Below are 10,779 nucleotides of genomic sequence, written 5' to 3' on the forward strand. Positions count from 1 at the left end.
AAACCGAAACCTTAGAGGAGTGGTAGCAACGACAAAGCGAACGGAACACATACGTAGAGCGATGCGGCAGACGGGACCCCGGATGTTGGCACTCGCGCTGGTGCTTTGCGCTACTGGATTGGTCTGTGGAGTGCTGGCTTGCTGTGTGAAAACGGTTACGGTCACGGACGATGCGGGTGGTCAGTACATGTTGATGACTGCGCTTAAGGACCCGCGGGAGTTGGTGGAACTTGCGGATTTGTCGTTGGACGAGAACGACAGCGCTTTTTATACGCCCCATGAAACAGGGCAGGCACGGCTGGATGTACGCAGAGCATTTCCAGTGGAGATTTTGGCTGACGGAAACGAGTACATAGTAGAAGTAAGCACTGGAAGCGTGGAACAAGCGTTGGAAAAAGCCGGTGTGGAGATGGATGCGGCAGATTTTACAGAGCCCTCATTGGATACAAATGTGACCCGTGAAATGGAGCCGATCACAGTACACCGAGTGGAATACGAAGATGAGATAACGCAAGAGGCAATCCCTTTTGAAACAGAATTTGTGGAACAGGTAGACGATCCGGATGGAGCGTATGTTCATGAGATTCTGCAAAGCGAAGGTGTGGAAGGCGTGCAGCAGGTAACTCGCCGTTCAATTTATGTGGATGGTGTATACCAGGATACGCAGGTGATCGATACTCAGGTAATTGAAGAACCTGTCAATGAAGTATATGTGAAATTGACAACGAACGTGGTCAGTCCCCTGATGGCGCCGGAAGGGTATACGATTCAAGATGGCGTACCCGTAGATGCGGATGGAAATGCTTTGGAGCCTACTTATACGATGAAAGCTACAGGTTATTCTTCATCCGGCGGAAAAGGCGCCAGTGGCTTGGGATTGTTTTATGGTTCCATCGCGGTGGATCCGACCCTGATTCCCTATGGAACAAAAGTATACATTGTCTCTACGGACGGTTCGTTTGTATATGGTTGGGCGATTGCCACAGATACAGGAGCCTTTATCCACACCAACCGAATGCAGGTGGACTTGTTTTACGAAACTTATGAAGAGTCGGTTGAAAATGGCGTAAAAGAAGTTTACGTATATGTTCCACCTCAAGATGAATCCAATCCATAAGACAAGCGGCCTAAAAAGGCCGCTTGTCTTTTATCAAAAAGGCGGTATAATGAAGGCAAAGACCGACGAAAGGGGTTTTAGTATATGGCAAACATTATTGGCAGTCCTTCCCGTTATGTGCAGGGAAAGGGAGAATTGGGAAATTTGTGCACGCATGCCGAACGCTTGGGAAAAGAGTTCTTCGTTCTGGTAAGTGCTTCCGGAAAAAAGCGTGTAGAAGATAAGCTGGAGCACAGTGCACAACAGGCTGGTGCAAAGCTTGTTTATGAGATTTTCAACGGAGAGTGTTCTCAAACAGAGATCGATCGCGTGTTGGCTTCCTTAAAGGCTTCCGGCTGCAATGTGGTTGTGGGAATCGGCGGTGGAAAGATTCATGACACAGCCAAAGCTGTGGCACATTATGCGGATGTGCCGGTAGTCATTGTGCCCACCATTGCCTCTACCGATGCTCCTTGCAGTGCTTTGAGCGTAATTTATACAGACGATGGCGTCTTTGATCGGTATTTGTTCCTGCCGGCCAATCCCAATTTGGTATTGGTGGATACCGATGTAGTCAGCGCTGCACCCGCCAGACTTCTCGTATCAGGCATGGGTGATGCACTTGCAACTTATTTTGAGGCAAGAGCTTGCGAGGCTTCGGGAGCGACCAACTGTGTGGGCGGAAAAGTGACTTTGGCCGCTATGCAGCTTGCACGTTTGTGCTATGAGACGTTGTTGGCCGATGGATTGAAGGCCAAACTGGCTGTGCAGCGCAAGGCATGCACCAAAGCGGTTGAAAATATTATTGAGGCAAATACTTATTTGTCCGGTGTGGGCTTCGAGTCTGGCGGACTTGCGGGCGCTCATGCGATTCACAATGGCCTGACTGCAATTCCCGAGACCCACAATTTGTACCATGGCGAAAAAGTAGCATTTGGCACACTTGTACAGTTGGTTTTGGAAAATGCGGATTTGGACGAGCTGGAGCAGGTAATGGATTTCTGCTTGGAGGTCGGATTGCCCATTACTCTAGAGGATTTGGGAATCAAGAATGCCAGTGAAGAGCAACTTATGGAAGTGGCAAAGCTTGCTTGTGCGGAAGGCGATACGCTGCACAATATGCCGTTCCCCGTTACGCCTGAGACAGTGTACGCTGCCATTCTGGGCGCAGATCAATTGGGACGCTATTATCGCGAAGTATAAGAAAAACAGCCCTGTTGCCTTAGCAACAGGGCTGTTTTTATGCAAGGACATCCTCTAGACACAAATGATCTAAAATTGTTTCCACCTGTTCAAACGTACAGCCATTTGTATAAATGGAAATGGACTTATAGCCTCTGGCGGCATTCGCCCAGATTTGACCATCATACTCTTGGACTAATACGTTCACTTTGTCTTGGGTAACGAAAATTTCACTGCGGTCGTAGGCTGAGCTTAGAACATATTCCGGATTTTTTCCATAGTCAAAGTCGGGCGTATACTGATAACTAATGGAAAAACGTTTGCCTTCTTGCGGAGTATATCCCATATGCGCTTTGACCCAGAGAAGTTCATCGCTGGATGCGCTGCGCCCTATTGCAAGAATTTGGCCATTCGGATCCGGAGTCATTTGATTGGAAAGGAACGAGAGATCCCAATTCAAAAATCCGTCTATTTGCAATAAATTTGCGAGAGAGCCATAAGCGCAATATTCTGTGTTTACGGTCCCATAAATTTCATCCTTATACTGTGCGGTCATACGAGAACCATCTTCCGTGGATTCACGGCTCAAAATGTTTTCTTCTTCATGCAGTCCCCGTTCCATGACGCGTGTTACATACTCCACGGATGTTTCAATCTGTTCGCTTTCCTCTGCAGTGCCTGGCACGCCATAAGAAATTGCGTTTGTGGGATGCTCTGCCGATTGTTTGGCTGCCAGAGCATCCAAAGTGTCGAAGAAGAAGACTTCTCGGTCGTTCAGAAGGTAGTCAGCGGCACATACAGAAATGGTCATTGCGGCTGCTAGAGTAGCAGCGAGGAGAACAGCTCGGACAACCTTTCGAGAGGAGAAAACGAGATCCTTTTTTGTGTGTTGCAGTACTTTTTGCAGGGTGTCTTCACTGGCATGAAGAGGGGAAAATGCCTTTCGAATCTGTTTCATCATAAATCTACCTCCTCGGATAGGGCTTTTTTCAGTTGTTGGCGGGCTCGCTTTAACTGGGTTCCGACAGTTCCGCGAGGACGCTTCAAAATATGGGAGATCTCCTCGATTTGGTATCCTTCGTAGTAATAAAGAAAGATGACCACACGGTATTTTTGATTCAATGCCATGATGGCGTCGAATAAATCGTGATCAACGGCGTCCTCAAAAATTAGAGTGCCAGCGTAATCTGAAAAATCTTCCGTACGACTCCATGGCGAGCGCCAGTGTTTCTTGCATTCGTTAAGAGTGACTCGGATAAGCCAATGCTTTAAATGGTCTTCACTTTCAAATGCTTTTTTGCTCTCGTAAAGTCGGAGGAGAACGGTTTGCGTGACATCATCCGCATCCGCCTTGCTTTTGAGACAACTAAACGCAAGCCGAAATATTTCGTCCATATGAAGCTGTGCTCGTTGGATGAATTGTTCGTTACCGGTCATGGTTTTATCTCCTTATGAAAAGCTTTTCAACCAATATATCCGCAGGGGCTTTTGTTTTTTTCACACATAATAAAAAACGGCGCGTTTTTTATGCGCCGTTTTTTTATGAAATATACCATCAGGGTTGGCTGAGCAGATATACAAACCAGTAGTTCTTGCCCTCCACATCCAATCCACTTTGTGAAAGTGCATCCAAACTCGATGAATCCAAAGCCCGAACATGCAGCGTTACGGTATCCCCCTCTTGCGCAGGAGGATAATCTATGTCGTTATAAAAAGTATACAATGTATCCTCATCCGCATCGGAACACAGCAAAAGATAGGCCGCTGTCATCTTTCCGCCATCGGTTTTGCTTCGATCTGCTTCCTTTTGTATGATCTCGCTGCCTTCCATTAATGTGTGATTAAAAAGAGGGTCTGCAAAAGAATCCGCAACTTTTTTATCGCCAAGTGCGGGAAGAAAAACTGCAATCCACAAAATTGCCAGACTGCCAAAAATGATGCCAAGGTATATAAATCCGCGTTTTCGATCCATGCTAAAACTCCTTTTTTGCTCGTTTTTTACGTGCAAGAGAAATTGTGAGGGCGATTGCCGAAAGCCAGAATGCAGGCATTAAAAGAGAGGTGCCCAGAGATACAAGAAGATCGCCGATTGTGGCGCCGTAAAAAACTAGGAATATCAGTTCTGCAACAACGTGTATCCAGAACAATACCGTGGATATAACGCTGACCCGGAGGGCGGCTTTCCAGCGCAGCGGTCCACGAGCCAAAAGATAGCAAGCAATCAATGCGCATCCCAAAGACAGCGGAGCGTAAAGAATTGCTCCCAGCAGAGTGGGAAAAGTACTGGATACAAAAATGGCCGTGGGGCCGTCTGCGCCACCAATAACACCCATGTTTGTACTTCCACTTGGACCTGTAATCAAATTAGGGACAATTCCCTGCATAATGGATGCTCCCGCCAGAGTGCCCTGTTCATAACTGATTTTGCTGATGCATCCAACAATCAGTAGCACTAGTAGCGCTAAAAACAAAAAGCGCCACCGGCTGGGCTTTTCCGATACTCCCATAGCTGCATTGAATCGCTGTGCTACTTGACGGGGAGTTCCCATTTCTTTCATGATTTCTTCGTAGCTCTCGCCTGCTTCGTGTCGGGCAACGATGCTGGTGGTCACGTCGCTCATCACCCGAACTTTATCCTTCAAAGGAAGGCGCAGGTGCCACTCGATGGCGTTTACATACCGTTTGACGGGAGGCAAAAACTGCACCTCACGCTTGTCCGTTTGCTCCGTCATTTTCTCTTTCCTCCTCTGACGTAAATTGTTCTACACCTTCACAAAATCGTTTCCATAAATCGAGATACTCTTTTAGCGCCAAATGGCCCGCCTTGGTGGCCGCATACATCTTTTTGGGGGCAACTCTCCCGCTGTCTGACTGCTGCCAATGGGATTCAATCAACCCATCGTCCTCCAAACGGTAGAGGATGGGATATAAGGTACCCTCTTTGACTTTAAAAAAGCCGTGGCTGGTTTTGTCCATGTGTACCAGCAATTCATAACCGTAAGTTGGATGTTGGCATACAAGACGAAGTACCAACATTTCCAGTACCCCTTTTTTTAGCTGGCGCTCCAGTCGGCTTTCCATGGGACCACCTCCCAAAATCAAAATATTTAGTATTACTAAATACAAATTAACACAGTATCTAAAAAATGTCAACAGCAACGTGATAAAATGTGGTATACTGGAGCCAAATGGCATAAAAAAACAAGATGCCAGGGGGAGGAATAGAAAATGGACCTGATGGAACGGCTTAATTCCATGCCGATGTTTTTAATTGCGGGAGCGGTCATTGTCATGGTGATGGCATTGTGTATTATTTTTATGGTAAAGAGTTACCGCGCGGGCATAGCCATGGGAATGGAAAAAGAAAAGTTGAAAAATGCAATCACTTCCAGTGCCACATTTACGTTGCTTCCGAGCATATCTATTTTGCTGGGGGTAATTGCATTGGCCGGAAGTCTGGGAATACCTCTTCCGTGGATGCGCCTTTCAGTAGTGGGGGCGCTGCATTACGAGGGAAATGTAGCGGACATTGCAGCGCGTGCCACAGGAATGCCCGGTGGTCTGGGAACGGCAGAGTTAACGGCATCTGCCTTTGTAACGATTGGATTTGTTATGGCGGCCGGCATCATTTTGGGATGTGTGCTGTGTGTATTCTTTTTGAAACCCTATTTGAATCGTGTGCGTCGTCCGAAAGCAGGCAAGCAAGAAGCCAGTTCTACACAAAAGCAGGGATTGGGAGACGTACTGTTTACGGCTATGTTTGTGGGACTCGTCAGTACGTACATTGGTTCTTATGTAGGAACGCTTACTAGCACAGGAGATTGGATGCCATTGGCAGTAGCATTTGTTGCGGGATTGTCCATGGCGGTGTTCGAGTACTTTTCCAAACAGCGCAAAATTACATGGCTTGACAATTTCTCCATGGCGGGAAGTATGTTGATTGGTATGGCCGCGGCCATTTTATTGGGCTCACTGTAACAGGGAGGAAAGGAACATGAACGAGACAGAAAAAATTCGCTTTTATGAGACATATTCCAACTCCTGTCATTGGATTGGACGAATCGGACTTCTGCTGGGTATTGTCATGATGTTGGGCGCCCCGCTTGCTATGGGTTTGGTATTGGGAAGTGGTCCCGATTGGGGCAGTGCGATTCCAGCGCTTTTACAGGTAGCTGCCGTGTATTGGGTCAGCAGTATTGCGGAATTTTTGGTATATGCTCCGCTTTTGGGAACGGCCAGTTATGTAGCGTTTATCACCGGAAACTTGGTCAATCTTAAGCTTCCTTGTGCGGTAAATGCGCGTGAAATTTGTGGGACTCGTGTAGGAACACCGGAAAATGACATTGTGTCCACTTTGTCGGTGGCAACCAGCAGTCTTGTAACAGTGACCGTATTGGCAGTGGGGGTACTGTGCCTGGTACCGCTGACACCGGTGCTGCAAGCACCTGCACTGCAACCTGCTTTCAATAATGTGATTCCAGCTTTGTTTGGCGCTTTGGCCTTTAAGTATTTTTTCAAGAGCCTGCGCCTGACGGCAGTTCCTCTGGCAGTGATGTGTCTTTTGTTTATTTTTGTACCGGTGCTTTTAAGCCAGGTCTCTATTCTCATTCTTTTGGGCGGCGGCATTGCGCTGGGTGTTGGATATTTTTTGTATCGGAAGGACAAACTGTAAACAAAAGATTTCATGCCCGGATAAGGAGGATTTTTCCATGAAGAAGGACCGAAGAAAAGTAGTGCTCATTGGTTGTGGTATGGTCGGAATGAGTTATGCATATGCGCTGTTGAATCAGAGTGCCTGTGATGAGCTCGTATTGATCGATGTGGATAAGAAGCGAGCAGTGGGCGAGGCGATGGACCTGAATCATGGCCTGGCATTTTCCGGCAGTAACATGAAGATTTTTGCAGGAGACTATGAGGACTGCGGTGACGCGGATATTGTGGTTATTTGTGCTGGAGTGCCCCAAAAACCGGGCGAGACTCGACTGGATCTGTTGCGTCACAATACGCAGGTGTTTCAAAGTATCATCAATCCGGTCACGGAAAGTGGATTTAACGGGATCTTTTTAGTGGCCACAAATCCCGTAGATGTGATGACTCGCATTACCTGCGAGTTATCCGGATTTAATCCAAGACATGTTTTGGGAACAGGTACCGCTTTGGACACGGCCCGCTTGCGGTATTTGTTAGGAGAATATTTTAATGTGGATCCAAGAAACATGCATGCTTACGTTATGGGGGAACATGGTGATTCCGAGTTTGTACCATGGAGTCAAGCCATGTTGGCAACCAAACCGGTTCTGCAATTGTGCAGCGAATCAGATGGGCGGTACTGCGAACAATCCCTGGATCAAATTGCAGAAGAGGTACGTACTGCCGCTTATAAAATTATCGAAGCCAAACGTGCGACCTATTATGGCATTGGCATGGCGTTAACTCGCATTACCAGGGCAATTTTCGGGGATGAGCACAGTGTGCTTACCGTCTCCGCTATGCTCAGGGGAGAGTATGGCCAAAAAAATGTGTTTGCAGGTGTCCCTTGCGTAGTGGATCGGAACGGTATCCGGCGTGTTTTAGAATTGGATTTAACCGATAAAGAATTAAAGCAGTTTGAGGCATCCTGCAGTACGCTGCGGGAAAGCTTTGATGAGCTGGAATTGTAAAAAGGAGTGAAATGATGGGAAAAAATGCAATTGTTGGACAGAGCGGAGGTCCCACCGCTGTAATCAACGCCAGCCTGGCAGGCGTATTTCAGGCTTGTGACCGGCGCGGCGTACCGCATGTATACGGCATGCGGCATGGAGTGGCGGGACTGCTGAAGGAGCAATATGTGGACTTAAGTGAAACATTGCGATCTTCACTGGAAATTGAACTTTTGAAGCGCACACCTTCCTCTTATCTGGGAAGCTGTCGTTATAAACTTCCTCCTCTGGACAAGGATGAACAGGGAATTTATCCGCGTTTGTTCGCAATTTTGGACAAGCTGGACATCGGTTATTTTTTCTATATTGGCGGAAACGACAGTATGGACACCATTGCAAAGCTGTCGGATTATGGGCGTGCCATCGGAAGTGAGATACGGTTTATGGGCGTGCCCAAAACGATTGATAACGATTTGATGGCCACCGATCATACGCCCGGTTACGGATCAGCGGCTAAATATATTGCCTTGGTTATGAAAGAACTGGTGCGCGATGCCACTGTCTACGATGTGGATTCGGTAACGGTAGTAGAGATTATGGGACGCAATGCAGGATGGCTGACGGCTGCAGCGGCACTGGCCAAAGCCGAGGACTGCGAGGGCGTGGATATGATTTGTATGCCTGAGATCCCCTTCAATGTGGAACACTTTATTCAGAAGGTAGCTCGGATGCAGGCCCAAAAACGAGCTTTGTTGATTGCAGTTTCGGAAGGGGTAAAATTAGCCGATGGGCGTTATGTGTGTGAGTTAGCGGATGATGCACGATACGTAGATGCTTTCGGCCATAAAAACTTGACGGGAACGGCTCGTTATTTATCCAATCAATTGGCAGCGCAATTGGGTGTCAAAACTCGTTCTATTGAGCTATCTACTTTGCAGCGGTGCGCAGGCCACGTGACCAGCCGCACAGATATTACGGAGGCATTCCAAGTGGGCGGTGCAGCGGCTAAGGCGGCTTTTGAAGGACATACGGCCGAAATGATTGCGTTGGAGCGGCTTTCGGACGATCCGTATCAATGCACTACCCGTCCGTGGGATATTCACAAAATTGCAAATCTTGAAAAGAAAGTCCCATTGGAATGGATCAACGATGATCGCACGGCCATGAAAGAGGAGTTCCTTCATTATGCACGCCCGTTGATTCAGGCAGAACTGACGCCCATTTATATTGACGGACTTCCGCGGCATACTTATTTGTAAAATACAGAAAAACCCGCTTTTGGTGAAATAAGCGGGTTTTTTATTATTTATATTACATGCACAACGCATTCCCATCATAGTATTTATTTTTATCTCCCCATTATCCATATTAGAAGTGATGTGAATGCGTATTAAGGCACAAGTCTTCTTTTTATTTGGAAAGTCTTAAGTGCGGAAACTAGACGTCAGAGGATGAGAATTTCACGGATTATCTCATATCCAACCAAACAGGAAACCAATCGGCAAAGCAATCATTGCTGTACATACACAAACGGCTGCCAAGGTGACAAGAGGCATTCCAATAAAGACCATGCAAAATCCCAAAAACTGATGATGAAAAACAAACTTTTCAATTGAGTCATCCATATGGCTTTCAAAATGCGAGACACGCTTTATGAACGTAAACATATCTGTCTCCTCCTTATGGCATTATGATAGCTCACAGAAACTAAAACTGGGGAAAAGATTACACATATGGGATTAAGAACAGATAAAAGGTCACCGGTCCGCCTGAAATATATAGGAAGACCGGTGACCTTTTGCAGTACATGTTTAAAATATCACTTACTTGGACACATTTTCCACAAGCCCCATTGCATTGGCAATGTCCAAGTTTACACCGAGAACATTAACCGTTTTTTCGCCAAAAATACCGAACAACTTACCTTTTGTGTTATCCGCTACGATCTGCTCCAGTTTCTCCTCACTCAGACCGGAGGCAGATGCCAGAGCAGGAATTTGAATGCGGGCAGACTCAGGCGTAATGTGCGGATCCAGTCCGGAGCCGGAAGCGGTCATCAAATCGGCAGGAATATCCTCCCGCTTCACATCCGGGTTAGCCTTCAGGAATGCCTCCATGTCCGACTCAACTCGTTCAGTTAGTGCAGGATTGGAGGGCGCATAGTTGTTGGAGCCAGAACTGAGCCCTGCAAACTTAGTGCCATCGTTGTAGTATTGGTTACCCTGTTCATCTTCATAATAGGTGTTATAGTTATAAGCTGAAGGACGCCCCTTCATGAAATAGGGCTCAGTGAAATCCTGTCCTACATTTGCTGCCCCCACAGCCTGGCCGTCTGCATAGACCAGACTGCCATTGGATTGGCTGGGGAAAATCAACGCGGAAATGCCGGTAAGCAATACGGGAAATACAAAACCACAGAGCAGCAACAATATTAATGTTACCACTAAAGACTGACGCAGACCGTGAAAAAATGCGTTTTTGTTTGTTGTTTCATTCATAGTAAGTGACCTCCTCAGATGCCCATTGCTGTCAGTATGGGAGCAATCATCATGTCTATGATTTTGATTCCGATGAATGGTGTGACGACGCCGCCTAGACCGTAGATCATCATATTCCGGGCCAACATTTTCCCAGAAGACAGGGGGCGGTACTTGACGCCCTTCATCGCCAGAGGAATCAGGCAGGGAATGATGATTGCATTAAAGAGCAATGCAGACAAAATTGCGCTGTTCTGCGTGCTCAGGTGCATAATATTCAAAACACCCAGTTGAGGGATGGCTGCCATAAACATAGCAGGAATGATTGCAAAATATTTTGCAATATCGTTTGCAATAGAGAAGGTGGTCAGAGAGCCGCGGGTGA

General features: G+C 47.0%; 13 protein-coding genes and 1 pseudogene. 6 read left to right on the forward strand and 8 right to left on the reverse strand.

Annotation, left to right across the window (positions count from 1 at the left end):
• Positions 1-82: 82 nt before the first annotated feature.
• Positions 83-1,117, forward strand: a complete 1,035-nt coding sequence (locus tag AB5H98_RS05950; RefSeq protein WP_367925001.1) for a 3D domain-containing protein — start codon at positions 83-85, stop codon at positions 1,115-1,117.
• 84 nt (positions 1,118-1,201) lie between these two features.
• Positions 1,202-2,299, forward strand: coding sequence for a glycerol dehydrogenase (locus AB5H98_RS05955; RefSeq protein WP_367925002.1), 1,098 nt, complete (start codon positions 1,202-1,204; stop codon positions 2,297-2,299).
• 37 nt (positions 2,300-2,336) lie between these two features.
• Here AB5H98_RS05955 and AB5H98_RS05960 read toward each other — a convergent pair whose 3' ends face one another.
• The 5 genes from AB5H98_RS05960 to AB5H98_RS05980 form a co-directional block, all read right to left on the reverse strand.
• A complete protein-coding gene (locus AB5H98_RS05960; RefSeq protein ID WP_367925003.1) occupies positions 2,337-3,239 on the reverse strand; it encodes a hypothetical protein in 903 nt (300 codons plus the stop codon).
• Positions 3,236-3,715, reverse strand: a complete 480-nt coding sequence (locus AB5H98_RS05965) for an RNA polymerase sigma factor (protein WP_367925004.1) — start codon at positions 3,713-3,715, stop codon at positions 3,236-3,238. The genes AB5H98_RS05960 and AB5H98_RS05965 overlap by 4 nt, the downstream gene beginning before the upstream one ends.
• Positions 3,716-3,833: 118 nt before the next feature.
• Complete coding sequence (locus tag AB5H98_RS05970) at positions 3,834-4,250, reverse strand: hypothetical protein (protein WP_367925005.1); 417 nt, start codon at positions 4,248-4,250, stop codon at positions 3,834-3,836.
• Position 4,251: 1 nt separating this feature from the next.
• Positions 4,252-5,010 carry a hypothetical protein gene (locus tag AB5H98_RS05975; protein ID WP_367925006.1) on the reverse strand — a complete coding sequence of 253 codons (759 nt, stop codon included), beginning with the start codon at positions 5,008-5,010 and terminating at the stop codon, positions 4,252-4,254.
• A complete protein-coding gene (locus AB5H98_RS05980; protein WP_367925007.1) occupies positions 4,985-5,359 on the reverse strand; it encodes a PadR family transcriptional regulator in 375 nt (124 codons plus the stop codon). Before AB5H98_RS05980 ends, AB5H98_RS05975 begins: the two co-directional genes overlap by 26 nt.
• A gap of 147 nt (positions 5,360-5,506) precedes the next feature.
• Here AB5H98_RS05980 and AB5H98_RS05985 point away from each other — a divergent pair, with 147 nt between their 5' ends.
• From AB5H98_RS05985 to AB5H98_RS06000, 4 genes are read left to right on the forward strand one after another with little or no spacing between them, the layout of a single operon-like run.
• Complete coding sequence (locus AB5H98_RS05985; protein WP_367925008.1) at positions 5,507-6,256, forward strand: DUF5058 family protein; 750 nt, start codon at positions 5,507-5,509, stop codon at positions 6,254-6,256.
• A 16-nt stretch (positions 6,257-6,272) separates the two neighbouring features.
• Complete coding sequence (locus AB5H98_RS05990; RefSeq protein ID WP_367925009.1) at positions 6,273-6,950, forward strand: hypothetical protein; 678 nt, start codon at positions 6,273-6,275, stop codon at positions 6,948-6,950.
• 37 nt (positions 6,951-6,987) lie between these two features.
• Positions 6,988-7,938, forward strand: coding sequence for an L-lactate dehydrogenase (locus AB5H98_RS05995; protein WP_367925010.1), 951 nt, complete (start codon positions 6,988-6,990; stop codon positions 7,936-7,938).
• Positions 7,939-7,952: 14 nt separating this feature from the next.
• Positions 7,953-9,176, forward strand: coding sequence for a 6-phosphofructokinase (locus AB5H98_RS06000; RefSeq protein ID WP_367925011.1), 1,224 nt, complete (start codon positions 7,953-7,955; stop codon positions 9,174-9,176).
• A gap of 213 nt (positions 9,177-9,389) precedes the next feature.
• Here AB5H98_RS06000 and AB5H98_RS06005 read toward each other — a convergent pair whose 3' ends face one another.
• From AB5H98_RS06005 to AB5H98_RS06015, 3 genes and pseudogenes are all read right to left on the reverse strand, one after another.
• On the reverse strand, positions 9,390-9,584 hold the full coding sequence (locus tag AB5H98_RS06005) for a hypothetical protein (protein WP_367925012.1): 195 nt from the start codon (positions 9,582-9,584) through the stop codon (positions 9,390-9,392).
• Between the two features lie 156 nt (positions 9,585-9,740).
• Positions 9,741-10,415, reverse strand: a complete 675-nt coding sequence (gene kdpC, locus AB5H98_RS06010; RefSeq protein ID WP_367925013.1) for a potassium-transporting ATPase subunit KdpC — start codon at positions 10,413-10,415, stop codon at positions 9,741-9,743.
• Between the two features lie 14 nt (positions 10,416-10,429).
• A pseudogene (locus AB5H98_RS06015) lies at positions 10,430-10,779 on the reverse strand (potassium-transporting ATPase subunit B); the annotation flags it as partial.

This window comes from uncultured Ruthenibacterium sp. (assembly GCF_963558415.1).
In the GTDB taxonomy this organism is placed as follows: Bacteria; Bacillota; Clostridia; order Oscillospirales; family Ruminococcaceae; genus Ruthenibacterium.

Bases quoted from the DNA above. Each gene is read 5' to 3' on its own strand.
- AB5H98_RS05950 (WP_367925001.1), top strand. From the start codon at position 83: ATGTTGGCACTCGCGCTGGTGCTTTGCGCTACTGGATTGGTCTGTGGA.
- AB5H98_RS05955 (WP_367925002.1), top strand. From the start codon at position 1,202: ATGGCAAACATTATTGGCAGTCCTTCCCGTTATGTGCAGGGAAAGGGA.
- AB5H98_RS05960 (WP_367925003.1), bottom strand. From the start codon at position 3,239: ATGATGAAACAGATTCGAAAGGCATTTTCCCCTCTTCATGCCAGTGAA.
- AB5H98_RS05965 (WP_367925004.1), bottom strand. From the start codon at position 3,715: ATGACCGGTAACGAACAATTCATCCAACGAGCACAGCTTCATATGGAC.
- AB5H98_RS05970 (WP_367925005.1), bottom strand. From the start codon at position 4,250: ATGGATCGAAAACGCGGATTTATATACCTTGGCATCATTTTTGGCAGT.
- AB5H98_RS05975 (WP_367925006.1), bottom strand. From the start codon at position 5,010: ATGACGGAGCAAACGGACAAGCGTGAGGTGCAGTTTTTGCCTCCCGTC.
- AB5H98_RS05980 (WP_367925007.1), bottom strand. From the start codon at position 5,359: ATGGAAAGCCGACTGGAGCGCCAGCTAAAAAAAGGGGTACTGGAAATG.
- AB5H98_RS05985 (WP_367925008.1), top strand. From the start codon at position 5,507: ATGGACCTGATGGAACGGCTTAATTCCATGCCGATGTTTTTAATTGCG.
- AB5H98_RS05990 (WP_367925009.1), top strand. From the start codon at position 6,273: ATGAACGAGACAGAAAAAATTCGCTTTTATGAGACATATTCCAACTCC.
- AB5H98_RS05995 (WP_367925010.1), top strand. From the start codon at position 6,988: ATGAAGAAGGACCGAAGAAAAGTAGTGCTCATTGGTTGTGGTATGGTC.
- AB5H98_RS06000 (WP_367925011.1), top strand. From the start codon at position 7,953: ATGGGAAAAAATGCAATTGTTGGACAGAGCGGAGGTCCCACCGCTGTA.
- AB5H98_RS06005 (WP_367925012.1), bottom strand. From the start codon at position 9,584: ATGTTTACGTTCATAAAGCGTGTCTCGCATTTTGAAAGCCATATGGAT.
- kdpC (WP_367925013.1), bottom strand. From the start codon at position 10,415: ATGAATGAAACAACAAACAAAAACGCATTTTTTCACGGTCTGCGTCAG.